The organism is Streptomonospora nanhaiensis, assembly GCF_013410565.1.
GTDB classification, from domain to species: Bacteria; Actinomycetota; Actinomycetes; order Streptosporangiales; family Streptosporangiaceae; genus Streptomonospora; species Streptomonospora nanhaiensis.
Genome location: NZ_JACCFO010000001.1, coordinates 4,775,625 through 4,798,114, shown reverse-complemented (window position 1 = coordinate 4,798,114; position 22,490 = coordinate 4,775,625). Strand labels below are relative to the sequence as shown.

At 75.2% G+C, this 22,490-nt stretch carries 26 protein-coding genes, 1 tRNA gene and 1 riboswitch; of the genes, 13 read left to right on the top strand and 14 right to left on the bottom strand.

Translation table 11 applies throughout. From position 1 onward, the window contains the following. The first annotated feature begins 74 nt into the window (after positions 1-74). Positions 75-1,283 carry an NAD(P)/FAD-dependent oxidoreductase gene (locus HNR12_RS21315; protein WP_179769241.1) on the top strand — a complete coding sequence of 403 codons (1,209 nt, stop codon included), beginning with the start codon at positions 75-77 and terminating at the stop codon, positions 1,281-1,283. Here HNR12_RS21315 and HNR12_RS21310 read toward each other — a convergent pair. Together HNR12_RS21310 and pip are read right to left on the bottom strand one after the other, a co-directional pair. Then, the gene (locus tag HNR12_RS21310; protein ID WP_179769240.1) at positions 1,267-1,458 is read right to left on the bottom strand and encodes a ferredoxin; all 192 of its coding nucleotides are present in this window, start codon (positions 1,456-1,458) and stop codon (positions 1,267-1,269) included. The two genes, HNR12_RS21315 and HNR12_RS21310, sit on opposite strands and share 17 nt — an antisense overlap. Positions 1,459-1,553: 95 nt before the next feature. Then, positions 1,554-2,513: a prolyl aminopeptidase gene (gene pip, locus HNR12_RS21305; RefSeq protein WP_179769239.1), complete on the bottom strand. Its 960-nt coding sequence runs from the start codon at positions 2,511-2,513 to the stop codon at positions 1,554-1,556. A 534-nt stretch (positions 2,514-3,047) separates the two neighbouring features. Here pip and HNR12_RS21300 point away from each other — a divergent pair. From HNR12_RS21300 to HNR12_RS21275, 6 genes are all read left to right on the top strand, one after another. Beyond that, positions 3,048-4,103, top strand: a complete 1,056-nt coding sequence (locus HNR12_RS21300) for a 3-deoxy-7-phosphoheptulonate synthase (RefSeq protein ID WP_179769238.1) — start codon at positions 3,048-3,050, stop codon at positions 4,101-4,103. Positions 4,104-4,288: 185 nt separating this feature from the next. Then, a riboswitch (glycine riboswitch) is annotated at positions 4,289-4,388 on the top strand. A 143-nt stretch (positions 4,389-4,531) separates the two neighbouring features. Beyond that, the gene (gcvT, locus tag HNR12_RS21295) at positions 4,532-5,653 is read left to right on the top strand and encodes a glycine cleavage system aminomethyltransferase GcvT (protein ID WP_179769237.1); all 1,122 of its coding nucleotides are present in this window, start codon (positions 4,532-4,534) and stop codon (positions 5,651-5,653) included. A 177-nt stretch (positions 5,654-5,830) separates the two neighbouring features. Continuing rightward, entirely contained in the window at positions 5,831-6,211 is a 381-nt protein-coding gene (gene gcvH, locus HNR12_RS21290; RefSeq protein WP_179769236.1) for a glycine cleavage system protein GcvH, read from the top strand. Between the two features lie 4 nt (positions 6,212-6,215). Then, positions 6,216-7,487: a serine hydroxymethyltransferase gene (locus tag HNR12_RS21285; protein WP_179769235.1), complete on the top strand. Its 1,272-nt coding sequence runs from the start codon at positions 6,216-6,218 to the stop codon at positions 7,485-7,487. Between the two features lie 97 nt (positions 7,488-7,584). Beyond that, positions 7,585-8,994, top strand: a complete 1,410-nt coding sequence (locus HNR12_RS21280) for an L-serine ammonia-lyase (RefSeq protein WP_179769234.1) — start codon at positions 7,585-7,587, stop codon at positions 8,992-8,994. Positions 8,995-9,048: 54 nt separating this feature from the next. Beyond that, the gene (locus tag HNR12_RS21275; protein WP_308118417.1) at positions 9,049-9,534 is read left to right on the top strand and encodes a MarR family winged helix-turn-helix transcriptional regulator; all 486 of its coding nucleotides are present in this window, start codon (positions 9,049-9,051) and stop codon (positions 9,532-9,534) included. Between the two features lie 29 nt (positions 9,535-9,563). On the opposite strand, the gene HNR12_RS21270 is transcribed toward HNR12_RS21275, so the two are convergent. Continuing rightward, a complete protein-coding gene (locus HNR12_RS21270) occupies positions 9,564-10,421 on the bottom strand; it encodes a hypothetical protein (protein WP_308251218.1) in 858 nt (285 codons plus the stop codon). 232 nt (positions 10,422-10,653) lie between these two features. On the opposite strand from HNR12_RS21270, the gene HNR12_RS21265 reads away from it, so the two are divergent. Then, a complete protein-coding gene (locus HNR12_RS21265) occupies positions 10,654-11,379 on the top strand; it encodes an HAD family hydrolase (RefSeq protein ID WP_179769233.1) in 726 nt (241 codons plus the stop codon). 127 nt (positions 11,380-11,506) lie between these two features. On the opposite strand, the gene HNR12_RS21260 is transcribed toward HNR12_RS21265, so the two are convergent. From HNR12_RS21260 to HNR12_RS21235, 6 genes are all read right to left on the bottom strand, one after another. After that, positions 11,507-12,109 (bottom strand): alkaline shock response membrane anchor protein AmaP, encoded by a 603-nt coding sequence (locus HNR12_RS21260; RefSeq protein ID WP_179769232.1) that lies wholly within the window; start codon positions 12,107-12,109, stop codon positions 11,507-11,509. A gap of 8 nt (positions 12,110-12,117) precedes the next feature. Then, complete coding sequence (locus HNR12_RS21255; protein WP_179769231.1) at positions 12,118-12,723, bottom strand: DUF6286 domain-containing protein; 606 nt, start codon at positions 12,721-12,723, stop codon at positions 12,118-12,120. A 51-nt stretch (positions 12,724-12,774) separates the two neighbouring features. Continuing rightward, complete coding sequence (locus HNR12_RS21250) at positions 12,775-13,191, bottom strand: Asp23/Gls24 family envelope stress response protein (protein ID WP_179769230.1); 417 nt, start codon at positions 13,189-13,191, stop codon at positions 12,775-12,777. Positions 13,192-13,254: 63 nt separating this feature from the next. Next, a complete protein-coding gene (locus HNR12_RS21245) occupies positions 13,255-13,428 on the bottom strand; it encodes a hypothetical protein (protein ID WP_179769229.1) in 174 nt (57 codons plus the stop codon). 27 nt (positions 13,429-13,455) lie between these two features. Beyond that, entirely contained in the window at positions 13,456-13,797 is a 342-nt protein-coding gene (locus HNR12_RS21240; RefSeq protein WP_308118420.1) for a hypothetical protein, read from the bottom strand. A 5-nt stretch (positions 13,798-13,802) separates the two neighbouring features. Beyond that, positions 13,803-14,300 carry an Asp23/Gls24 family envelope stress response protein gene (locus HNR12_RS21235; RefSeq protein WP_338119809.1) on the bottom strand — a complete coding sequence of 166 codons (498 nt, stop codon included), beginning with the start codon at positions 14,298-14,300 and terminating at the stop codon, positions 13,803-13,805. A 289-nt stretch (positions 14,301-14,589) separates the two neighbouring features. Between HNR12_RS21235 and HNR12_RS21230 the strand changes: the two genes are divergently transcribed. Beyond that, entirely contained in the window at positions 14,590-15,162 is a 573-nt protein-coding gene (locus tag HNR12_RS21230) for an RNA polymerase sigma factor (RefSeq protein ID WP_179769227.1), read from the top strand. Next, on the top strand, positions 15,153-15,707 hold the full coding sequence (locus HNR12_RS21225) for an Asp23/Gls24 family envelope stress response protein (RefSeq protein WP_179769226.1): 555 nt from the start codon (positions 15,153-15,155) through the stop codon (positions 15,705-15,707). Before HNR12_RS21230 ends, HNR12_RS21225 begins: the two co-directional genes overlap by 10 nt. Before the next feature lie 34 nt (positions 15,708-15,741). Here HNR12_RS21225 and purU read toward each other — a convergent pair whose 3' ends face one another. Then, positions 15,742-16,614: a formyltetrahydrofolate deformylase gene (gene purU / locus HNR12_RS21220; RefSeq protein ID WP_179769225.1), complete on the bottom strand. Its 873-nt coding sequence runs from the start codon at positions 16,612-16,614 to the stop codon at positions 15,742-15,744. 213 nt (positions 16,615-16,827) lie between these two features. Here purU and HNR12_RS21215 point away from each other — a divergent pair, with 213 nt between their 5' ends. Further along, positions 16,828-18,039, top strand: coding sequence for an alanine racemase (locus tag HNR12_RS21215; RefSeq protein WP_179769224.1), 1,212 nt, complete (start codon positions 16,828-16,830; stop codon positions 18,037-18,039). 72 nt (positions 18,040-18,111) lie between these two features. Here HNR12_RS21215 and HNR12_RS21210 read toward each other — a convergent pair whose 3' ends face one another. Continuing rightward, the gene (locus HNR12_RS21210) at positions 18,112-18,516 is read right to left on the bottom strand and encodes a DUF3618 domain-containing protein (RefSeq protein ID WP_179769223.1); all 405 of its coding nucleotides are present in this window, start codon (positions 18,514-18,516) and stop codon (positions 18,112-18,114) included. 16 nt (positions 18,517-18,532) lie between these two features. Beyond that, positions 18,533-19,609: a CDP-alcohol phosphatidyltransferase family protein gene (locus tag HNR12_RS21205; RefSeq protein WP_179769222.1), complete on the bottom strand. Its 1,077-nt coding sequence runs from the start codon at positions 19,607-19,609 to the stop codon at positions 18,533-18,535. 314 nt (positions 19,610-19,923) lie between these two features. On the opposite strand from HNR12_RS21205, the gene bcp reads away from it, so the two are divergent. Next, positions 19,924-20,409, top strand: coding sequence for a thioredoxin-dependent thiol peroxidase (gene bcp, locus HNR12_RS21200; RefSeq protein ID WP_179769221.1), 486 nt, complete (start codon positions 19,924-19,926; stop codon positions 20,407-20,409). Between the two features lie 234 nt (positions 20,410-20,643). Then, positions 20,644-20,717: transfer RNA gene (locus HNR12_RS21195), tRNA-Leu, on the top strand. On the opposite strand, the gene HNR12_RS29805 is transcribed toward HNR12_RS21195, so the two are convergent. Next, positions 20,677-21,105, bottom strand: a complete 429-nt coding sequence (locus HNR12_RS29805) for a cellulose binding domain-containing protein (protein ID WP_179770789.1) — start codon at positions 21,103-21,105, stop codon at positions 20,677-20,679. The genes HNR12_RS21195 and HNR12_RS29805 overlap by 41 nt on opposite strands. Next, the gene (locus tag HNR12_RS21185) at positions 21,021-22,460 is read right to left on the bottom strand and encodes an MFS transporter (RefSeq protein ID WP_179769220.1); all 1,440 of its coding nucleotides are present in this window, start codon (positions 22,458-22,460) and stop codon (positions 21,021-21,023) included. The genes HNR12_RS29805 and HNR12_RS21185 overlap by 85 nt, the downstream gene beginning before the upstream one ends. Positions 22,461-22,490: the final 30 nt, after the last annotated feature.

Here is a 22,490-nt window from a genome sequence, read left to right as displayed (position 1 = left end):
GTCGCGGCGCTGTTGGCGCCAACGACGACTCCCGCGCGCCCGCCGCGGCGCGCGGACCACACGAAGGGCGGAGCATGCGCGACATCGTCATCGCCGGCGCGGGAATGGCGGGTCTGCACGCCGCCGAGGCCCTGCGCGAGGCCGGGTTCGACGGCCGCCTCACCCTGGTCGGCGACGAGCCCCGCCGCCCCTACTCCCGGCCGCCGCTGTCCAAGGAGTTCCTGACCGGCAAGGGCGCGCCCGCGACCCTGGACCTGCGCCAGGACGCCGAACTGGACGCGCTCGCGCTGGACCTGCGGCTGGGCCGGGCCGCCGTGGCGCTGCGCCCGGGCGAGCGCGCCCTGGACCTGGACGACGGCTCCTCGGTGCGCGCCGACGGGGTGGTGATCGCCACCGGCGCCCGCGCCCGCCGCCCCGCCACCGGCCTGGCGGGCGTGCACGTGCTGCGCACCGCCGAGGACGCGGCGGCGGTGCGCGCCGCCTTCGCCGAGCACGAGCGGATCGTGGTGGTGGGCGCCGGGTTCGTCGGCGCCGAGGTCGCGGCCAGCGCGCGCACGGCCGGGCTGGCGGTCACCCTGGTGGAGGCCGCCCCCACGCCGCTGACCCGGGTGATCGACCCCCGTGTCGGCCGGGTCTTCACCGAACTGCACCGCGACAACAAGGTCGACCTCCGCCTGGGGGTGGGGGTCGCCGGGTTCGAGGGCGACGACCGGGTCCGCCGGGTGCGGCTCGCCGACGGCACGGCGATCGAGGCGTCCCTGGTGGTGGCCGGCCTGGGCGCGCTGCCCAACACCGAGTGGCTGGCGGGGTCGGGCGTGGCCCTGGCCCCGGGCGCGGGCGGCGTGCTCTGCGACGAGTACTGCGCCACCTCGGTGCCCGGGGTCTACGCGGCCGGCGACCTCGCCAACTGGCCGCACCCGCGCTACGGCGGGCGGATCCGCCTGGAGCACTGGACCAACGCCGGCGAGCAGGCGGGCGTGGCCGCGCGCAACCTGCTCGCCGGCGAGGGCGCCCGCCAGGCGTTCACGCCGGTGCCCTACTTCTGGTCCGACCAGTACGGCATGAAGATCCAACTGCTGGGCCAGGCGGCGCCGGCCGACACCGTCGAGGTCGTGCACGGCTCGGCCGAGGACCGCAAGTTCGTCGCGTTCCTCGGCCGGGACGGGATGCTGGTGGGCGTGCTGGGTCTGCGCTCCACGCCCAAGGTGATGCGCTACCGGCGGCTGCTGGCCGAGCCCACCACCTGGGCGGCCGCGCTGGCCGAGGTCAGCCCTCCAGCCTGATGGCCTGCTTCGGGCACATGCGGGCGGCCTCCTCGACCCGGGGGCCCAGCTCGGCCGCCGGCTCCTCCTGGAGCACGTAGAGGTAGTCGTCGTCGCGCACCTCGAACACCTCGGGCGCGATCCCCATGCAGACGGCGTTGCTCTCGCACAGGTCGTAGTCGACGGTGACACGCATGTGTGGTCCTCCTCGCTCCGCGCGGCGGGTCCGCGTGCCGCGGGCCCGCGCCCGAGCCTAGCCCCGGGCGGCCGGCCCCGGCGGGGGGCCGGCCCTCAGCCGCGGGCGAAGGCGTCGGTGGCCTCGATCAGGTGGTGCAGGATCCCGGGCTCGGAGAACGCGTGCCCGGCGTCGTCGACGAGGTGGAACCGCGCCTCGGGCCAGGCCCGGTGCAGGTCGAAGGCGGTCTTGGCCGGGGTGCAGACGTCGTAGCGGCCCTGGACGATGACCCCGGGGATCCCGCGCAGGCGGTCGGCGTTGGCGATCAGCTGCCCGGGCGAGAAGAACCCGCCGTGCTCGAAGTAGTGGTTCTCGATGCGGGCGAAGGCCAGCGCGTAGTCGGCCTCGGCGTGCTGGGCGCGGATTGCCTCGTTGGGCAGCAGCGTGACGGTGGAGCCCTCCCACACGCTCCACGCCCGCGCCGCCTGGAGCCGGACGTCGCGGTCGGGCGAGGACAGCCGCCGCGCGTAGGCGCCGATGAGGTCGTCGCGCTCGTCCTCGGGGATCGGCGCAAGGTAGCGCTCCCAGACCTCGGGGAAGAGGAACGAGGCACCGCTCTGGTAGAACCAGCGCAGCTCCTCGTTGCGCAGGGTGAACACCCCCCGCACGATCAGCTCGCTCACCCGGTGGGGGTGCTCCTCGGCGTAGGCCAGCGCCAGCGCGCTGCCCCACGAGCCGCCGAAGACCTGCCAGCGCTCGACGCCGAGCATGGCGCGCAGCCGCTCGATGTCCTCCACCAGCGCCCAGGTGGTGTTGGTCTTGAGGTCGACGTCCATGCCGCTGGCGTGGGGGGTGCTGCGCCCGCAGTTGCGCTGGTCGAACAGCAGGACCCGGTAGCGCTCGGGGTCGAAGAGCCGCCGGTGGTCGGGACTGCAGCCGGCGCCGGGGCCGCCGTGCAGGAACACCGCTGGCTTTCCGGCCGGGTTTCCGCACAGCTCCCAGTAGATGCGGTGCCCATCGCCGACGTCGAGCATCCCGGAGTCATACGGTTCGATAGGCGGGTACAGCGTACGCATGGGTAAGGCGTTCCTTCGTCGCAGGTGTGGCCGGGGCCATCCTAGAACCGGCGCCACCGGGCGTATTCCGCGCCGGAGCCGCTCCACCGGGGGGCGGCCCGGCGGGCCCTGGGGCGCCCGCGGCGCCCGAGGGCGCCCGGCCGGTGCGCGGGTGGCGGGTGGTGCGCACGGGGCGGACCTGGCCGGTGTGACCATCGCCGCAGCACACAGCCCTGCGGGCGGCGCCGGCGCCCGGCCCGGCGGCGGCGTGGGCGGGGGCGCGGGGCGTCCGCGAGGCCGCGAAACCGCCGGTACACGGCCGATCGGCGGGTTCCCGCGACCACGCGATGTGTCCGAGGTCACACGACCGGCCGCGCCCCGCGGCCCGCCGGACGCCCAACCGGGCCGCCCGGCGGGCCGCCGCGGAATCCCGGCGCGGCCGGGCGAGCGCCCGAAGCGGGCCACCGGGTCGGGCCTCCGGGAAGTGGCGACCGCATGATCACGTTAGGGTTTCCAGTGGGTCCGCAGGGCAGAGGGAAGAGGAACTCAGAACGCATGGCCAACACCAATGACACCCGGGTCGTCAGCTACCAGCCGCTGATCGCGCCCCAGGACCTGCTCGCCGAACTCCCCATGGGCCCCGAGCGCGCCGCCCTGGTCGAGGACGCCCGCGCCGAGGTCAAGCGCGTGCTCGACGGCTCCGACGACCGCCTCCTGGTCATCGTCGGGCCCTGCTCGGTGCACGACCCCGAGGCCGCCCTCGACTACGCCCAGCGCCTCAAGGCGATCAGCCCCGCGCTCAGCGAGGACCTCTGCCTGGTCATGCGGGTGTACTTCGAGAAGCCGCGCACCACGCTGGGCTGGAAGGGGCTCATCAACGACCCCGGCCTCGACGAGAGTTACGACGTCCACCGGGGCCTGCGCACCGCGCGCAAGCTGCTGCTGGACATCGGCTCCATCGGCGTCCCGGCCGGCACCGAGTTCCTCGACCCCATCACGCCGCAGTACATCGCCGACGCCGTGGCCTGGGGCGCCATCGGCGCCCGCACCACCGAGAGCCAGGTGCACCGCCAGCTGAGCAGCGGCCTGAGCATGCCGGTCGGCTTCAAGAACGGCACCGACGGCGACGTCCAGGTGGCCGTCGACGCCTGCGGCGCCGCGGCGGCCTCCCACACCTTCTTCGGCGTCGACCCCGCCGGCCAGGGCTCGGTCGTGGTCACCGAGGGCAACCCCGACTGCCACGTGATCCTGCGCGGCGGGCGCAGCGGCCCCAACTACGGCCCCGACAGCGTGGCCGCCGCCCTCGACGTCGTCGAGGGCTCCGGGCTGCCCCGCCGGGTCATGATCGACGCCAGCCACGCCAACAGCGGCAAGGACCACACCCGCCAGCCCGGGGTGGCCGAGTCGATCGCCGCGCAGGTCGCCGGCGGCGAGCGCGGGATCATCGGCGTGATGCTGGAGAGCTTCATCGAGGAGGGCGCGCAGAAGCTCGGCGACCCCGCCCAGCTCGTCTACGGCCGCTCCATCACCGACAAGTGCATGGGCTGGGGCACCACCGAGCAGGTCCTGGGCGGACTCGCCGAGGCGGTCCGCAAGCGCCGCGCGGCCTGACCCCCGCCGCCGGGGCACGGCCCAGGCCCGGCCGCGCCCCGGCCGCACGTCCGCGCGGCGACCTGACACGCGTCCGCCGGCGCGCTCCCGGGCGCCTCGGCCCTGGTCGGCGCCCCGCCCGCGCGGCCTGAGCACGGTGCCTCCTGTTCGCGGCGCACCCGCGCTGCTAGGCTGGGCGCGGTCGCTGACACCGTGCGGGAGAGAGTCCGTGCAGCCGGCACGGGCCGCCGAAGGAGCAATTCCTCCCCAGAGAACCTCTCAGGCGCGCCGGACCGCGGGGTCGAGACCACTCTGGAAAGCAGGGGCGCGTGCGCCCCTCGCCGAAGGTGCAAGCCGCGTTCCGCGCGGCGAAGCTCTCAGGCTCCGATGACAGAGGGGGAGGATGGCAGCGCCATGTCGAATCGACGTCCATCCTCTCGGGAGCGACCATGACTGCGCCGGACCAGGGGTCCGCACTCCGCACCACACCGCTGCACGCGGTCCACCAGCGCGCCGGGGCCACCCTGGTCGACTTCGCCGGCTGGGAGATGCCGCTGCGCTACGCCGGGGAGCGCGCCGAGCACACCGCCGTACGCGAGCGCGCCGGGCTGTTCGACCTCTCCCACATGGGCGAGATCCACGTCGTCGGGGCCCAGGCCGCCGACCTGCTCGACTACGCCCTGGTGGGCCACCTGTCGCAGGTCGCGGTGGGCCGCGCCCGCTACACCATGATCACCGCGGCCGACGGCGGCGTGCTGGACGACCTCATCGTCTACCGGCTGGCCGATGACGACTACCTGGTGGTGGCCAACGCCGCCAACACCGCCGCCGTGCTCGCCGCGCTGACCGAGCGCGCCGCCGGGTTCGACGCCCGGGTCGAGGACCGCTCGGCCGACTACGCGCTGATCGCCGTGCAGGGCCCGGCCGCCGCCGCGGTCCTGGCGCCGCTCACCGACGCCGACCTCGACACCATCAAGTACTACGCCGGCTACCGGCACACCGTCGCCGGGCGGCCGGCGCTGCTGGCCCGCACCGGCTACACCGGCGAGGACGGCTTCGAGATCTTCCTCACGCCCGGCACCGAGGCCCCGGCCGTGTGGGCGGCCCTGCTGGAGGCCGGCGAACCCCACGGCCTGGTGCCCGCCGGGCTGTCGGCCCGCGACACCCTGCGCCTTGAGGCCGGCATGCCGCTCTACGGCAACGAACTCGACCCCGGCACCACCCCCTACGAGGCCGGGCTGGGCCGCGTGGTCAAGCTCGACAAGCCCGGCGACTTCGTGGGCCGCGCGGCGCTGGCCGCGGCCGCCGGGTCCGGTCCCCGCCGCCGGCTGGTGGGCCTGGTGGCGCGCGGCCGCCGCCCGCTGCGCAAGGGCAACCCGGTGCTGTGCGACGGCCGCGAGGTCGGCGTGGTGACCAGCGGCGCGCCCTCGCCCACCCTGGGCTCGCCCATCGCCATGGCCTACGTCGAGGCCGCGCTCGACTCCGCATCGGGCGCGTTCAGCGTCGACGTGCGCGGGCGGGCCGAAGAGGTCGACCTCGTCGACCTGCCCTTCTACAAGCGCGACCGCTGACGCGCGCGCCCCGCCCGCACCGGGCGGGGCGCGTGCGGACCGCCCGGCCGACCCGGCAGAATCTATTACGTCCCAGCGGAACCGGCCCCGGTCCGCACCGGATCCGCCCGCGCCGCACGCCGAGGCACCGCGGCAGCCGGCCCGCCCCGGACCACCACGACCTCCTGGAGAGTTGAATTGAGCGTTCCCGCGGAGTTGCACTACACGAGTGAGCACGAGTGGGTGGCCGTCGCCGACGGCGTGGCCACGGTCGGGATCACCGCCTATGCCGCCGAAGCGCTCGGCGACATCGTGTTCGTCGAACTGCCCGAGGTCGGCGGCACGGTCTCCTCCGGTGACACCTGCGGCGAGGTGGAGTCCACCAAGTCCGTGAGCGACCTGTACTCCCCTGTCAACGGCGAGGTCGTGGCGGTCAACGAGGCGGCGGTCGCCGATCCCGAGGTGATCGGCACCGACCCCTACGGGCAGGGCTGGCTGTTCAAGGTCGAGGTCTCCGAGGAGCCGGCCGACCTGCTCTCGCCGGAGCAGTACACGCAGTTGACCGAAGGAGAGGGGTAAATCCATGGCCGCCCAGCCCAACCCGTTCGACCAGTCCCTCGGCCAGGTCGACCCCGAGGTCGCCGCCGCCGTCGCCGCCGAACTCGGCCGCCAGCGCGACACCCTGGAGATGATCGCCTCGGAGAACTTCGCCCCCCGGGCGGTTCTGGAGGCCCAGGGCACCGTCCTGACCAACAAGTACGCCGAGGGCTACCCCGGCAAGCGCTACTACGGCGGCTGCGAGCACGTCGACGTCGTGGAGCAGCTGGCCATCGACCGCGCCAAGGCGCTGTTCGGCGCCGAGCACGCCAACGTGCAGCCGCACTCGGGCGCCCAGGCCAACACCGCCGTGTACTTCTCGCTGCTCCAGCCGGGCGACACCATCCTGGGGCTGGACCTCGCCCACGGCGGACACCTCACCCACGGCATGCGGCTCAACTACTCCGGCAAGATCCTCAACGCGGTCGCCTACCACGTGCGGCCCGACGACGGCACCGTCGACTACGACGAGGTCGAGGCGCTGGCCAAGGAGCACCGGCCGCGGATGATCGTCGCCGGCTGGTCGGCCTACCCCCGGCAGCTGGACTTCGCCCGGTTCCGCCAGATCGCTGACAGCGTCGACGCGCTGCTGCTGGTCGACATGGCGCACTTCGCCGGCCTGGTGGCCGCCGGCCTGCACCCCAACCCGGTGCCGCACGCCGACATCGTCACCACCACCACCCACAAGACCCTGGGCGGTCCGCGCGGCGGGCTCATCCTGAGCAAGGAGGAGTTCGGCAAGAAGATCAACTCCGCGGTGTTCCCGGGCATGCAGGGCGGGCCGCTGGAGCACGTCATCGCGGGCAAGGCCGTGTGCCTGAAGATCGCGGCGGGCGAGGAGTTCGCCGACCGGCAGCGCCGCACGCTGGCGGGCGCCCGGATCCTGGCCGAGCGGCTTCTGGCGCCCGACGCCGTCGAGGCGGGGGTCAAGGTGCTCAGCGGCGGCACCGACGTCCACCTGGTGCTGGTGGACCTGGTGGACTCCCAGCTCAACGGCCGCGAGGCCGAGGACCGGCTGCACGGGATCGGGATCACGGTCAACCGCAACGCGGTGCCCAACGACCCCCGGCCGCCCATGGTGACCTCCGGCCTGCGCATCGGCACCCCGGCGCTGGCCACCCGCGGGTTCACCGAGGAGGACTTCACCGAGGTCGCCGACGTCGTGGCCGAGGCGCTCAAGCCCGACTACGACGCCGAGTCCCTGCGCGGCCGGGTGGCCGCGCTCGTGCGCAGGCACCCGCTCTACGCGGACCTGTAGAGGGCTCCACCGCCCTCCTCGGCGCGGCCGGCGGCCCGCTCCCCGGGCCCGCCGGCCGCGCCGCACCCGTCCCGCACCCATCCGCAGGAGGGCAACCATGGCCATCAGCGCTTTCGACCTGTTCACCATCGGCATCGGCCCCTCCAGCTCGCACACCGTGGGCCCGATGCGCGCCGCCCGCACGTTCGTCACCGGGCTGGCCGACTCCGGCCTGCTGGAGCGCACGGCCTCCGTGCGCGCCGAGCTGTACGGCTCGTTGGCGCTGACCGGCAAGGGCCACGGCAGCGACCGCGCGGTGCTGCTGGGCCTGATGGGCGAGACCCCCGAGGACGTCGACGTCGACGCGGTCCCCGCCCTGGTGGAGTCGGTGGCCGAGCGGGGCCGGCTGGCCCTGGGCGGTGTCCGCGAGATCCCGTTCGACCCCGCCGCCGGCATCGACTTCCGCCGCCGCGAGAGCCTGCCCGGCCACCCCAACGGCATGCGGTTCCTCGCCCTGGACGCCGACGGCGCCGAGCTGCGCTCGCGCACCTACTTCTCGGTGGGCGGGGGGTTCGTGGTGGACGAGGCCGCCGTGGGCGCCGACCGCATCACCCCCGACGACACCCGGCTGCCCTACCCGTTCGCCTCGGCCGCCGAGCTGCTGGAGCGCTGCCGCGAGACGGGCCTGTCCATCAGCGCGATCATGCTCGCCAACGAGCAGGCGTTCGGCCGCTCGGCCGCCGAGGTGCGGGCCGGGCTGCTGGAGATCTGGCGGGCCATGCGCGAGTGCGTGCGCCGGGGCGTGACGACCGAGGGCACCCTGCCCGGCGGCCTGAAGGTGCCCCGCCGCGCGCCCCGGCTCTACCGCCAGCTGGGCGGCTCCTGCGACGATGCGGGCCTGGCCCGCCCCACCCACAGCGACCCCGCCGACCCCATGCGCGGCACCGACTGGATCTCGCTGTACGCGCTGGCGGTCAACGAGGAGAACGCGGCCGGCGGCCGGGTGGTGACCGCGCCGACCAACGGCGCCGCCGGGATCGTGCCGGCGGTCCTGCACTACTACAGCCACTTCACCCAGGGCGCGAGCGACGACGGCGCGGTCCGCTTCCTGCTCACCGCGGCCGCGATCGGGATCCTGTACAAGCAGAACGCGTCGATCTCGGGCGCGGAGGTCGGCTGCCAGGGCGAGGTCGGCTCGGCGTCGTCCATGGCCGCCGCCGGCCTCGCGGAGGCGTGGGGCGCCACCCCCGCCCAGGTCGAGAACGCCGCCGAGATCGCGATGGAGCACAACCTCGGCCTCACCTGCGACCCGATCGGCGGCCTGGTCCAGGTGCCGTGCATCGAGCGCAACGCCCTGGCGGCGGTGAAGGCGGTCAGCGCCACCCGCATGGCCCTGCGCGGCGACGGCAGCCACTTCGTCAGCCTCGACAAGGTCATCAAGACCATGCGCGACACCGGCCGCGACATGATGGACAAGTACAAGGAGACGTCCCGGGGGGGCCTGGCGGTCAATGTCATCGAGTGCTGATGCGGCGTTGCCCGGCGGCGTGCCCCGAGAACCGGCGTGAGCGGAGGTCCCACCGTGCCAACGGGTGAGGCGGACGGCGGCGGGCCCAGTGTCGAGGACGGCATCCGGGCGCTGCTGCTGCTGATGCCGCGGCTGGTGGGGCGGGCCAAGCGGCTGCCGGTGCCCGAGGAGCTGCGCTCGTTCTCGCTGGCGCCCCGGCACCTGTCGCTGCTGGCCTACCTGCTGTTCGACGGGCCGATGAGCGTGACCGAGCTGGCCGGGCGGCTTGAGGTCGCGCCGGCCACCGCGAGCCTGATGGTGGGCGACCTCAGTCGGCAGGGCGTGCTGGACCGGCGCGAGGACCAGGCCGACCGGCGGCGGATGATCGTGAGCATCGCCGAGCAGCACCGCCCGGCCATCCGGGCGTGGCTGGCCCAGGGCGCCGAGGCGTGGCGGGTGGCGCTGGAGCCGCTGAGCCCGGCTCAGCGGCGGATGTTCGTGGACACCCTCGCCGTCTACGAGCGCGAGGTCGCCCGCCGCGGCGACGGCGGGGGCGCCTAGGCGGCGGATGCGCCCGTCCGCCCCAGGGGTCAGGCCGACTGGGCAGGGGCCTCGTAGTGGCCGCGCAGCAGGCGTTCGCGCTCGTCGTCGGTGGAGAGCGGGCAGCTGGCGCACTTGGCGTCGCCGAAGCGGTAGTAGAAGCAGCACCCGCCCGACACCAGGAACATCCGCTCGGGCCGGTGCCGCGGCCGGCCCGCCAGGGCCAGGGGGAACGGCCGCTGGCGCGGGGCCACGCGGTCGCGGTCGTGGTTGAGGCAGGCCACCATGCGGCGGGCGCGCTCCCAGGCGGCCGCCTGGTCGGCGCCGACCTCCTCGGAGGCCAGCAGCAGGGCCTCGTGCAGGGCGTCGGCGACCATGCTCCACTGCGGGCGCAGGCCGAACCGGGTGGTGGCGCGCACCGCCTCGATCGCGGGTTCCAGGGCGGCGGCCGCCGAGGACACGAACCAGCGGTCCAGGTCGGCCTCGGAGTCCAGGACCCGCACGCCGGGGGCGTCGGCCAGCGGGTCGCCGGGCAGGACCGCGGCGTCGGACAGGCGCAGCGTGAGGCGGTCCAGCCGCCCGGTCTCGGTGCGGCGCACCCACAGCAGGTGCGCGGCCAGCAGCGGCGCGCGGCCGGTGAGGTAGGCGGCCATGGCGGCCAGGGTCATGACCTGGCGGCCCATGTCGGCGGCGAGGAACGCCGAGGACGCGGTGCGGTGGCCCTGGCAGGAGTGCTCGGTGAGGGTGTCGATGAGGTCGGGGACGCGGTCGGGCAGCCGGTCCAGGCGGATCCACTCGGGGCCGGCCGGCGCGGGGGCGCCGGGGGCCAGCAGGTCGGTCTTGTAGTACAGGTCGCGCTCGTTGACCCACTCCACGATCCCGGTGAGCGGATGGCTGCCGGCTCCCACCACGGGGCTCCCTTCACGGCGCACGGAAAACACGCCCGGGCCGCGGGGCGCGGGGGCGCCGGCCGGCCGGGTGTCCGTAGGTAAGCCTAGCCTCAGAAGAGCGAACCGTACATACCGCAATCGGGGTGGCGAACGGTGCGACACCTCTCAGGCCACCCGCGGCGACCCGCGGCCGACCATCCGACGGCGAATCAGCGAAACCGGTGGTTGCGGTCCCAATCAGTGGGTTAACGTGGCAGAACACGCGCTGACAAGGGGGACCCGGGTGGGCAAGCGGCTGGTGCTGTGGGACATCGACAAGACCCTGATCGACGTCGACGGCCTCGGATCCGAGATCTTCTCGGCGGCGTTCGCGGAGTTCAGCGGATTAGCCCGGCACCGCCCCACCCACGGCCCCGGCCGCACCGAGTGGCAGTGGTTCCAGGACACCCAGCTCGCCAACGACCTCGTGCCCACCGACGACTGCTTCCCGCGCTTCCTGAGCATCCAGGACGCCATGTTCGAGGCGCGGGCCGCCGAGTTCGCCGAACGCGGGCAGGTGCTGCCCGGCGCCCGCGAGGCGCTGGAGCGCTGCGCGGCCAACCCCGACATCATCTCCTCGCTGCTGACCGGCAACACCCGCCGCAACGCCGAGCGCAAGCTCGCCGCGTTCGGCCTGGACCACCTCGTCGAGATCCCCATCGGCGGCTACGGCGACGACCACCGGGAGCGCCCCGAACTGGTACGTGTCGCGCGCGAGCGGGTGCAGGAGGCCACGGGGATCGCGTTCACCGCCGACACCACCGTGCTGGTGGGCGACAGCCCCAACGACGTCATGGCCGCCCTGCACGGCGGCGCCCGGATCGTGGCCGTGGCCACCGGGATCGTGTCGGCCGACGAACTCCGCGCCGCCGGGGCCGACACCGTGCTGGACGACCTCTCCGACACCGATGCCGTGCTGGAGCTGCTGCTGGGCTGAGCCCGGGCCGGCCGGCGGCCGCGCGGGGCCTTCCGCGCGGCCGCCGGCGTGGCACGAGGTGAGCGGCGCCGGAGGTTCCCCCCGATGTCCTCCAGCGCCGCTCTTCCAGGGTGGTCGGTGTGCGCCCTCAGACGAGGGCGCGCCGGGGGTGCCGGGGCGGCGCCGCCATCGACACCCGGATCACGGCGGGCACCCGCTCCAGGTCCAGCGCGGTGCGCAGGTCGGCGAGCGCCTCGGCGCGCACGCGGCGCCACACGGCCGCCACGTCGGCGTCGTCGTCCAGGGTGAGGTCGAGCCGCACGTGCGGCGCCGCGCTGGACTCGGTCAGCCGCGCCCGCGCCCGGCGCACGCCGGGGTACTCCCGCACCGCGTCCTCGAACGCGCCGCGCGCCGCCCGCGCGGGCAGGTCGGTGGTGCCGCCCCGGGGGTCGGGCTCCACCGCCACCCGGCCGACGGTGTCGCCGCGCCCCTGGACCGCCAGCCAGCGCAGCGCCAGCAGGGCGGCCAGCACGGCCGCGGCCGCCGCGGCGTAGGGCAGCCACGCGCCGCCGATCCCCAGCGCGCCCGGGGTTTCGGCCAGGCCGGCGCGCGGCGTGGGGACGGGCAGCAGCCCGCGCCCGGCACCCAGCGCCGCCGCGCCCAGAACGGCCAGCAGCAGCCCCACGGTCGCCAGCCCCCAGCGGTTGCCCCGCGCCGACCTGCGCGCCCTGCGGCCCAGCGAGGTGGTCATCGGCCCGGTCACGCCTTCGCGCAGCGGACGTGGGTGATCACCTTGAAGTCGCCCAGCGGGGCGATCTCGGTGAGCCGCCGCTCCACCGCCGCCGCGACCTGCCCGCGCAGCTCGGGCGCCTCGATGAGGTCGGTGTGCACCCGGACGCCGATCCGGTGGCGCCCCACGGTGACGCGGGCGGCCCGCACCCCGCCCACGCTCTGGGCGGCCAGCACCAGGGTGCGCCGCAGCGCCGGACGCGACAGCCCCACCACCAGGTCGGGGTCGTCGGTGCGCAGCGGCGCGAACCGGCCCCGGCCGGGAAGGAGCGCGATCGCGATCAGGGCCAGCCCGATCAGCGCGAGCAGCAGCGAGGCGGCCTGCACGGCGGGGTCGCCCCACTGGGCGCCCACGGCGTACTCCTCGGCGGTGGTGGTCACGGCGGTGCGCATGGGGCTGCCCACCAGCGCCGAGACCACCTCGGCGGCGGCGAGGGCGGCGACCAGCAGCACCAGGGCGCCGACGATCAGCGCCGGCCAGGAGCGCCGCGGGCGGAAGGTGTGCACGGCCACGCGGCGCGCCCGCCGTGCCGTCGCGGGATCCGGGCGCATGAGCGCGTCTTCCACGGTTGTCATGCCAGTTGTCCCTCCCCAGTAGTGGTTCGGGCCGCCGAGGGGGGCGGCCGGTCAGTGGGCGCGGCCGCCGCGCACCAGATCCGCGATCTCGATGTCGACGCGGCGCACCGCCATCCCCGTCAGGTCCTGCACCGTCCGGGCGGTGTGCGCCCGGACCTCCCGTGTCACCTCGCGCACCGAGCGCGGGTAGCCCACGGCGATCCGCAGCCGCAGCGTGGCGGTGCCGCCGTTGCCGCTGACGCGGGCCTGGGCCCGCACGCCCGAGACCGCGCGGCCGGCGCCCGGCGGTGTGCCGCCGGCGGTGCGCCTGACCCCCGCGACCTGGACGGCGGCGTGGGCGGCGATCGCGGCCACCACGTCGGCGCCGATGACCGTGCGGCCGCGCTCGGCCGCGGCGGCGTCGGGGCCCTCGGGGGCCGCCGGCCGCCGGTGCGGCGGCGCGGGGTCCGCGGCGGTGGTCGCCGTCATGGTCGCCTCCTCACACGTCTCCAGGTCGCTGCCGGGGCGGCTGCGGGGCCCGCCGGCCCGGGGTCACCCGCGGCGGCCCGCGAAGAGCTGCCTCAGATCGAGTTCGCCCTCGAACGCGCGGCCGGCCAGGAAGCCGATCACGCCCAGCACGAGGACGAGGACGAAGGCGCCGAAGCCGCCGAAGGCCCCGGCGAGTCCGAGTACGGACCCGAAGGCCAGTCCCACGATCGGCCACATGTGCGTTCCTCCTTGTAGTCGGCGGGTTCACCCGCGGGTGCCCGTGTCGGCGAGGTCGATGTCGGCCACCCGGACCTCGACATCGAGCGGCCCCGCGGAGCCGCCGCGGGCGGCCAGCACCGCGGCGCGGACATCGGCGGCGATGTCGGGGATGGGGCGGCCGTAGCGCACCACCACGCCGACCTCGACCCCCTCGGCGCGCACCGCCACCCCCTCGACCCGGCCTCCGGGGCCGGGCGTGGCGGTGGTGCCGAACGCGCCCGCCGACAGCGCCACGACGCCGGGGACCGCCCGCACCCGCGCGGCGATCCGCTCGGCCTCGGCCGTGGCGGGGTCGCCGCCGCCCGCCGGGTCTGCGCCACCGGCCACCGGGATCAGCGGACCCGGGGCTCGGAGTCGTCGCCGGACTCGGAGTCGTCGGTGTCGTCGGGCAGGTGGATGTCGTCGACGGTGATGTTGACCTCGGTGACCTCCAGGCCGGTCATGCGCTCGACCCCCTGGATGACGTTGCGGCGCACCGCGCCGGCGAGGTCGGGGATGGCGACCCCGTACTCCACCACCAGGTCGATGTCGACGGCGGCCTGGCGTTCGCCGACCTCGACGGCCACGCCGCGCGCGGCCGAGGCGGTGGTGCCGCCCCCCGAGACCCGGTCGCGCACGGCGCCGAACGCCCGGGTGGAGCCGCCGCCCATGCGGTGGACGCCGTCGACCTCGCGCGCGGCCATGCCCGCGATCTTGGCGACGACGTGGTCGGCGATGGTGGTGCGGCCGTTGGCCGTGACCAGTTCGCGTCCGGCGCCGCCCCGGGCGCCGCCGGTGGCGCCGCTTTCGCGGGCGCCGGGCACGGTCGGCTCCGCACTGGTGTTCGTCACAGTCGCTCCCCCTGGTCGAATCGGACCGGCCGCCATGCGCGCGGGCCGCGGGCCCTGCGGCGGCTCCCGCACCGGCGCTCGCGGCCGGTGCGCCCCCCTGGCGGACGGCCGCCGGCCGTCGATGTCACGCACTTAAGGACACGGGGAATCGCCGGCGCTCACGCCACCACACAGGTGGCGTGCGCCACAGAAATCCCCGTGCGAGTGAGATTTCACTGTAGCGCTACCGAGGGTAATCAACAATGGTCATGCCGTAATTACACCTGATGAAGTGGGGTGACCGACGACGATGCGAGCGTCGCCCCCGCCACCGCCCGGGCCCCGCCCGCCGGGCGCGCCCGACTCCGCGCTGGTCGCCCGCGCCCAGGACGGCGACGCCGACGCCTTCGAGGCCCTGGTGCGGCGCCACCAGGACACGGTGTACCGGATCGCGCTGCGGGTCCTCGGCCACGAGGGCGACGCCGCCGACGCCGCGCAGGACGCTCTCGTCGCGGCCTGGCACCGGCTGCCCGACCTCGCCGACCCCGCGAGCTTCCGGGCGTGGCTCTACCGCATCGCCGGCCGCCGCGCGCTCAACCTCGCCCGCGCCCGCGCGCCGGAGGCCCCGGCCGACCGCGTCGAGGCCGCGGCCGGCCTGCCCGGACCCGAGCAGCACACCGTCGCCGGCGGCCTGCGCCGGGCGCTCGCGCGGGCGCTGGCCGCGCTCCCACCGGGCCAGCGGGCCTGCTGGGTGCTGCGGGAGCTGGAGGGTATGGGCTACGAGGAGATCGCCGAGGTCGTGGGAGCCGGACCGGACGCGGTGCGCGGGCGCATCCACCGCGCCCGCGCCCGGCTCGTGGAGGAGTTGGCGCCATGGCGGTAGACCCCGGACCCGGCGGCGCGCTGCCGTGCGGCACCGACCCCCAGGAGCTGATCGAGCACCTGGCCGCGGGCGCGCCCACCGGCCACGAGCGCGCCTGCCCGCACTGCCGCGCCGCCGCGGCGGAGTTCGCGCCGCTGCTGGCCGCCCGCGACCGGCTGGCCGGCGAGCCGGTGGCCGCCCCGCCCCGCCTGCTGGACGACGTCATGCGCACGGTGCGCGCCGACCCGCGCTCCCGCCGCGTCTACCGGCTGCCCGGCCAGGAGGCAGGCACCACGCGGGTGCGCCGGCGGGTGGCGGCGGCCCTGCTGCGCACCGCCGCCGAACAGGTGCCCGGGGTGCGGCTCGTCCGCGTGCGCGAACTGCGCCAGGACGCCGACGGCGTGGCCGTGGTGGTCGCGGCGGTGCTGGAGGCGGGCGCGCCCATCCCCGAGACGGCGCGGGCGCTGCGGGAGGCGGTGCGCGCGGCCGGGCGCGCGGGGCTGGGCTGGGAGGTGGCCGCGGTCGACATCGAGGTGGCCGACGTGCGGGGCGGCCCCGAGGGGTGAGCGCGCGCCGTGCGGCCGCACGGCGCGGGCGGGGTCAGCGGAAGACGACGGTGCGCCGGCCGTTGAGCAGCACGCGGCGCTGGGCGTGCCAGTTGACGGCCCGCGCCAAGGCCACGGACTCCAGGTCGCGGCCGATCGCGGTGAGCTGCTCGGGGCTGTGGGTGTGGTCGACCCGCGCGACCTCCTGCTCGATGATGGGGCCTTCGTCGAGGTCGGCGGTGACGTAGTGCGCGGTGGCGCCGATCAGCTTGACCCCGCGCGCGTGCGCCTGGTGGTAGGGCCGCGCGCCCTTGAAGCTGGGCAGGAAGGAGTGGTGGATGTTGATGATCCGCCCCGCCATCTTGGCGCACAGCCGCTCCGACAGCACCTGCATGTAGCGCGCCAGCACCACCAGGTCGATGTCGTAGGAGTCGACCAGTTCCAGCAGCCGCGCCTCCTGGTCGGCCTTGGTGTCGGGGGTGACCGGCAGGTGGTGGAAGTCGAGGTCGTAGGAGCGCGCCAGGAACTCCAGGTCGGGGTGGTTGGAGACCACCGCCGCGATGTCGGCGTCGAGCAGGCCGCTGCGCCGGCGGTAGAGCAGGTCGTTGAGGCAGTGGCCGAACCGGGAGACCATGACGAGCACGCGCGGCCGGACGTCGCGCGGGCGGAGGTCCCACTCCATGTCGAAGTCGGCCGCCAGCGAGGCGAACGCGCCGCGCAGCAGGTCCTCGGCCGCGCCGTCGGCGGGGGCCGCGGTGAACTGCGTGCGCAGGAAGAAGCGGTTGGCGTAGGGGTCGCCGTACTGCTGGCTCTCGGTGATGTTGCAGCCGTGCTGGTACAGCAGGTCGGCCACGCCCGCCACGATGCCCCGGGTGTCGGGGCAGGACAGGGTCAGCACGTACTCGCGCTCGTTGGCACCGGCGCTCATGGGTGGCACTCCCAGGGGTCCGCGGTCGGCATCGAGGTTGCCGGGCCTTTCAGCCTAGCGGCGCCCCGGGACGGCCGGAGCCCTTTCGCCCCGCCTGTGGACGACCGCGCGCCGCCGCGTCCGCCCACGTCAGGCGCTGCCCGGGACACGAAGCCCCCACCGGCGGCGAATCGGACATGAACCTTTTTCACCTTGATGTGCGATCCTCGGGGCATGCCGAGCGACCGCGAGTACTACGACGGGGCCACCAGCCGGCTCAGCGCCCCCTTCGCCATCGTGGACATGGCCGCCTTCCGCGCCAACGCCGCCGACCTCGCCCGGCGCGCCGGCGGGGTACCGGTGCGCGTCGTCACCAAGTCCCTGCGCTGCCGCCACCTCATCCGCGAGGCCCTGGCCCTGCCCGGCTTCGCCGGGGTCATGGCCTTCACCCTGCCCGAGGCCCTGTGGCTGGCCGCCGGCGACGCCGCCGGGCCCGTCAGCGACGACATTCTGGTGGCCTACCCCACCGCCGACACCCGCGCCATCGCCGCCCTGGCCGCCGACCCCGAGGCCGCCGCGCGCATCACGCTCATGATCGACCACACCGACCACCTGGACATGATCTCCGCCGCCGCGCCCGGCCCCGCCCACCCCGTCAAGGTGTGCCTGGACATGGACACCAGCTGGCAGCCCCTGGGCCCGCGCACCCACATCGGCGCCCGGCGCTCCCCCGTGCGCACCCCCGCCCAGGCGGCCGCGCTGGCCCGCGCCGCAGCCGCCCGCCCCGGCCTGCGGCTGGAGGGCGTGATGGCCTACGAGGCGCAGATCGCCGGGGTGGGCGACGCCCCGCCCGGCCGCCCGCTCTACGGCGCCGTGCTGCGCTGGGTGCAGGGCCGCTCGCGGCGGGAGCTGGCCCGGCGCCGCGCCGCGCTCGTGCGGGCGGTGCGCGGTGTCGCCGACATCCGGTTCGTCAACGGCGGCGGCACCGGCAGCGTGCACACCACCCGCCGCGAGCGCGCGGTGACCGAGGTCGCGGCCGGCTCCGGGCTGTACCACCCGGCGCTGTTCGACCACTTCACCGGGTTCACCGGGCGCCCGGCGGCGCTGTTCGCGCTGCCCGTGGTGCGCCGCCCCGGCCCCGGGGTGGCGACCGTGCTGGGCGGGGGCTACCTCGCCTCGGGCCCGCCCGACCCGGCCCGCCTGCCCCGGCCGCACCTGCCGGCGGGGCTGTCCTACAGCCCCACCGAGGGCGCCGGCGAGGTGCAGACGCCGCTCCTGGGCGCCGCCGCCGACTCCCTGCGGATCGGCGACCGCGTGTGGCTGCGCCACGCTAAGGCGGGCGAGCTGTGCGAGCGGTTCGGCGAACTCCACCTGGTCGAGGGCCCCGACCCCGACGACGTCACCGCCGTGCCCACCTACCGGGGCGAGGGCAAGGCGTTCCTGTAGCGCGCGCCCGGGCGGGGCCCCGGACACGCCGAAGGGGAGGGCGGGCGCCCTCCCCTTCGCGGTGTGCGCGGATCAGCGGCCGCGCCGCGACCTGCGCACCATGGCGATCAGGCCGACCGTGAGGGCCAGCCCCACGCCCGCGCCGAGGATCAGGACCTCGGGCGAGAGCCGGGCGCGCGAGGTGTAGGTGGACACCACCTCGCCGTCGCCCTGGACGAGCACGCTGCCCTCCGGGGGCTCGACGACGTGGCTGTCCAGCCGCACCGCGCCGCCGCCGGCCACCAGCGCGCGCGCCTCCTCGGCCAGGTGGGAGCCCGCGCCGCGGACCCGCTGCCAGCCGCGCCGCGCGACGTTGGCCGGCTTGGTGCGGTCGGCGATCTCGTCGACCGTCTGGGCCAGGCGGCGCTGCACGCGTTCGATCTCGGCCTGCACAGTCGCGGGGTCGCGCGGTGCCGCCGCGGGGTCGCGTTCCTCCATAAAGCGCTTCCTTCCGCTACCGCAGGGTGGTCGCCTGAGAGGAGCCGGGGGTGGCCTCCCGCTCTGAGGCACCCCCTCCGGGGTCGTCGGAGCGCGTGAAGCCCAGGGCGCCTTCGATTCCGTCCACGACACGGAAGAAGTCCAGCGTGGACAACCACAGTTTATAGACGATCGCCACCTCGAACGCGAGGAGCAAAACACCCGCGATCACGGCGATCGCGACAATCGCGGACGGGGCGGCCGCACCGGCCAGCGGCGCCAGCACGAACACCGCCATCTGGAACTCGATGCCGCTGACCAGGTGGGTGCGCACCCGGTGGGCGCGCAGGAACTCCCAGAACCGCTGGTACCAGGGGAACCGGGACCGGAACTCCTGGTGCAGGTCGACCTTTGGCAGCCGCACGTCGGGCTGCTTGCCGGCGTCGCGGTCGTAGCGCGACTCCTTCTCGGTCTGGGTGCGCAGGATGTGCTCCAGCACCGAGATCCCGTGCCGCAGCACGGCCTGCTCGCCCTGGTCGCTCAGCGGGCGCCGGGCGCCGGTGTCCTCGGGCTCCAGCATGGACAGCTCGGCGCGGGCCCGCTCCAGGGCCCCGGCGATGCGCGAGCGCATCTCGCGGCGCACCTTGTAGACCTGGAGCGCGTTGAGGTAGCGCAGCATGTCCACGAACACCACGGCCAGCGCCATCCAGACGAACACCACCTGGCCGGTGAGCACGTACTGGCCGCCCATCAGGGCGATGGCGCACACCAGCACCCGCAGCCGGTCGAAGAGGTAGTCCATCCACGAGCCGAACAGGGTCTCGCGGTCGGTGAGCCGGGCCAGCTTGCCGTCCATGCAGTCGACCAGGAAGCACAGGTAGTACAGCAGGGCGCCCAGCAGCAGGAACGGCCACCACGCCACCGCGAAGGCCGCCGCCGCGCCAAGACCCAGGAACAGCGCGCTGACGGTGAGCTGGTTGGGGGTGATGCGCGTCCGGTTGGCGATCACGCGGACGAGGCGCACGGCGAGGGGGTCGGCGAACGCGACGGTCCACCAGGAGTCACGCGTCCGCAGCGTGCGCTCCTTGACCTCCTCCAGCGTGAAACCAGACATCGTCGAAAGAACTCCAGACGCGAAGCGGATGAGCTTCCACCCTGCGCGGCCCGCCGGGCGCGTCCGGCGGCCGGGGGACGCCGCCCGAGTCTACGCAGCCCACGGCCGCTGTACGCGCACCCAGCGCGCAGGTGCCGACCACCCTAGGGGATGTCCGGGCGCGACGCCCCTCCCGCCGGGCAACCGAGTTCTGTTCGCAACCGAACGCGCGCCGTGTTCACCACCGCGCAACACCGGCCGCCGCTCCCCGGGCGTCCGCGCGGCGCCTAGGCTGGATCGGCGAAGCCCCATTGACCAGCGGTTCAAGGAGACCAGTGAGCGAGACCACCGTCCGGCTGCAGCCCGGCGACACCGCGCCCGACTTCACCCTCACCGCCGACGACGGCGGCAAGGTCAGCCTCGCCGACGTGCTGGCCGGCGGCAGGCGCGTCGTGCTGTACTTCTACCCCGCGGCGATGACCCCGGGCTGCACCACCGAGGCGTGCGACTTCCGCGACAGCCTCGGCGACTTCTCCGGCGCCGGCGTCGCCGTGCTGGGCGTCTCCCCCGACGCCCCCGAGCGCCTCGCGCGGTTCCGCGAGCAGGAGGGCTTGACCTTCCCGCTGCTCAGCGACCCCGAGAAGGAGGTGCTGCGCGCCTACGGGGCTTTCGGCGAGAAGAAGAACTACGGCCGCGTCGTGCAGGGGGTCATCCGCTCCACGTTCGTGATCGACCCCGACGGCACCGTGGCCAAGGCGTTCTACAACGTGAAGGCCACCGGGCACGTCGCGCGGATCAAGCGCGAACTCGGCCTGGGCTGAGGCGCTCCCCGGCGCCGGCCGGGCGGCCCGGTCGGCGCCGCCCGGCACCCGGCTTCCCGGCGGCCCGCGCCGGGCCGGCGGGGGCGCTGACCAGCGGATCGGGCCGGTGCGGGCGGCGGGTGCGGCGCGCCCGGCCGGCCCGCCGCCGACTTGCGCATCGGCGGTGGCGGTGCCACCCTCGGACGGACGACCCGGCCGCCGCCCGCCCGCACCGGCCCGCGCCGCCGGTCGTTCGGGGCCGTAGCCCAACGGCAGGAGGCACCAGGTTTAGGTCCTGTTCAGTGCGGGTTCGAATCCCGCCGGCCCCACAGCGGCAGCCGTCGCCTTCCGGGTGCCGCCGCGCACCGGCGCGGCGGCATCCCTCGTGCTCTCCGGCGCGTGCTCAGGATCGTGTTCAGGCCAGTCGGCCCCGTTGAGGGTGAACGCCTCGGGCGCCGGGTCGGCCCCCGACCACGTGCCGTTGAACCCGAGGTCCACCGACGCGCCCGGGCCCAGGCGGCCGCTCCAGGCGGCGTTGGCGGCCGTGACCCGCGTGCCCTCCTGGGGCCACACCGCGTTCCAGCCCGCGGCCGGCCGCTGCCCGGCGGCCGGCTCGCAGCCGAGTCCGCCGCTCAGGTCGGGGTCGCCTGCTTCCTGCTCAGCGGGTCGGCGATGTTCTCCAGCGACCGGCGGGCGACCTCGATGCCCAGCATCCACTGCACCAGCCCGGCGCCGATCATCAGCCCCGCGCCCAGGTAGTAGCCGGACGCCACCATCGCGACCTCCCCGGTGGCCACCAGGGCGCCGAACAGGCCCGGCCCCAGCACGCCGCCCAGCGCCGTTCCCACCGCGTAGAACAGGGCGATGGCCTGCGGGCGCGTCTCCATCGGGAACACCTCGCTGACGGTCAGGTAGGCCGAACTGGCCCCGGCCGAGGCGAGGAAGAACACCGCGCACCAGCAGGCGGTCACGGTCACCGCGTCCAGCGCGCCGGCCTGGAACAGCAGCCCGGTGCCTACCAGCAGCAGCCCCGATCCGGCGTAGGTCCCCGCGATCATCGGCCTGCGCCCCACCGAGTCGAACAGCGGCCCCAGCAGCACCGGGCCCAGGAAGTTGCCCAGCGCCAGCGGGATGATGAACAGCGGCGCGGTGTCGGAGGACACGTCGAAGAACGCGGTCAGCACCAGCGCCTGGGTGAAGAACACCGCGTTGTAGAGGAACGCCTGCCCGGCGAACAGCGCCAGCCCCACCACCGTGCGCCTCGGGTAGGTCCGCGCGAAGGTGCGGGCCAGTTCGGCGAAGGTGGTCCGGCTGCGCTGCTCCAGGGTGATGCCCTCGCCCGCCGGCGGCAGCCGGTCGCGGTGCGTCTCGCGCTCGACCTCCTCCTCGATGCCGCGCACCACCCGCTCGGCCTCCTCCTCGCGGCCGTGGATGACCAGCCAGCGCGGGCTCTCCGGGACGATCCGGCGCACCACCAGGATGACCAGGCCCAGCACCCCGCCCACGGCGAACAGCAGCCGCCAGCCCACGAACTCCGGGAGCAGGTCGGGGTTGAGCAGCGGGTAGGCCATGGCGGCCCCCACCGCCGCGCCCAGCCAGTAGGAGCCGTTGACCATGAGCGACACCCGCCCGCGCAGCCGCGCCGGGACCATCTCGTCGATGGCGGAGTTGATGGCTGCGTACTCGCCGCCGATCCCGAACCCGGTGAAGAACCGGCAGAGGTAGAACCACCAGACGCTGCCCGAGAACGCGGTGAGCACGGTCGCCGCCAGGTACACCCCGAGGGTGACCAGGAAGATCTTGCGCCGCCCCAGCCGCTCGGTGAGGTGGCCGAAGAACAGCGCGCCCAGGCACGCGCCGACCACGTAGACCGACGCGGCCGTGCCGACCTGCCCCTCGGTGATGCCCAGGCCGCTCGCGTCCTCGGTGATGCGCGAACCGATCGACCCGACGATGGTGACCTCAAGGCCGTCGAGGATCCACACGCTGCCCAGGCCCAGGAGGATCAGCCAGTGCCAGCGCGCCCAGGGGAGCCGGTCGAGTCGTGCGGGGATGTCGGTGGTGACGCTCATGGAGCACCACCTACCTCGGCCGCCGGAGGT

What these genes read in the sequence shown, in the direction of transcription:
- HNR12_RS21315 (WP_179769241.1), top strand. Translation starts at nt 75, where the DNA reads ATGCGCGACATCGTCATCGCCGGCGCGGGAATGGCGGGTCTGCACGCC.
- HNR12_RS21310 (WP_179769240.1), bottom strand. Translation starts at nt 1,458, where the DNA reads ATGCGTGTCACCGTCGACTACGACCTGTGCGAGAGCAACGCCGTCTGC.
- pip (WP_179769239.1), bottom strand. Translation starts at nt 2,513, where the DNA reads ATGCGTACGCTGTACCCGCCTATCGAACCGTATGACTCCGGGATGCTC.
- HNR12_RS21300 (WP_179769238.1), top strand. Translation starts at nt 3,048, where the DNA reads ATGGCCAACACCAATGACACCCGGGTCGTCAGCTACCAGCCGCTGATC.
- gcvT (WP_179769237.1), top strand. Translation starts at nt 4,532, where the DNA reads ATGACTGCGCCGGACCAGGGGTCCGCACTCCGCACCACACCGCTGCAC.
- HNR12_RS21285 (WP_179769235.1), top strand. Translation starts at nt 6,216, where the DNA reads ATGGCCGCCCAGCCCAACCCGTTCGACCAGTCCCTCGGCCAGGTCGAC.
- HNR12_RS21280 (WP_179769234.1), top strand. Translation starts at nt 7,585, where the DNA reads ATGGCCATCAGCGCTTTCGACCTGTTCACCATCGGCATCGGCCCCTCC.
- HNR12_RS21260 (WP_179769232.1), bottom strand. Translation starts at nt 12,109, where the DNA reads ATGACCACCTCGCTGGGCCGCAGGGCGCGCAGGTCGGCGCGGGGCAAC.
- HNR12_RS21255 (WP_179769231.1), bottom strand. Translation starts at nt 12,723, where the DNA reads ATGACAACCGTGGAAGACGCGCTCATGCGCCCGGATCCCGCGACGGCA.
- HNR12_RS21250 (WP_179769230.1), bottom strand. Translation starts at nt 13,191, where the DNA reads ATGACGGCGACCACCGCCGCGGACCCCGCGCCGCCGCACCGGCGGCCG.
- HNR12_RS21245 (WP_179769229.1), bottom strand. Translation starts at nt 13,428, where the DNA reads ATGTGGCCGATCGTGGGACTGGCCTTCGGGTCCGTACTCGGACTCGCC.
- HNR12_RS21230 (WP_179769227.1), top strand. Translation starts at nt 14,590, where the DNA reads ATGCGAGCGTCGCCCCCGCCACCGCCCGGGCCCCGCCCGCCGGGCGCG.
- HNR12_RS21225 (WP_179769226.1), top strand. Translation starts at nt 15,153, where the DNA reads ATGGCGGTAGACCCCGGACCCGGCGGCGCGCTGCCGTGCGGCACCGAC.
- purU (WP_179769225.1), bottom strand. Translation starts at nt 16,614, where the DNA reads ATGAGCGCCGGTGCCAACGAGCGCGAGTACGTGCTGACCCTGTCCTGC.
- HNR12_RS21215 (WP_179769224.1), top strand. Translation starts at nt 16,828, where the DNA reads ATGCCGAGCGACCGCGAGTACTACGACGGGGCCACCAGCCGGCTCAGC.
- HNR12_RS21210 (WP_179769223.1), bottom strand. Translation starts at nt 18,516, where the DNA reads ATGGAGGAACGCGACCCCGCGGCGGCACCGCGCGACCCCGCGACTGTG.
- HNR12_RS21205 (WP_179769222.1), bottom strand. Translation starts at nt 19,609, where the DNA reads ATGTCTGGTTTCACGCTGGAGGAGGTCAAGGAGCGCACGCTGCGGACG.
- HNR12_RS21185 (WP_179769220.1), bottom strand. Translation starts at nt 22,460, where the DNA reads ATGAGCGTCACCACCGACATCCCCGCACGACTCGACCGGCTCCCCTGG.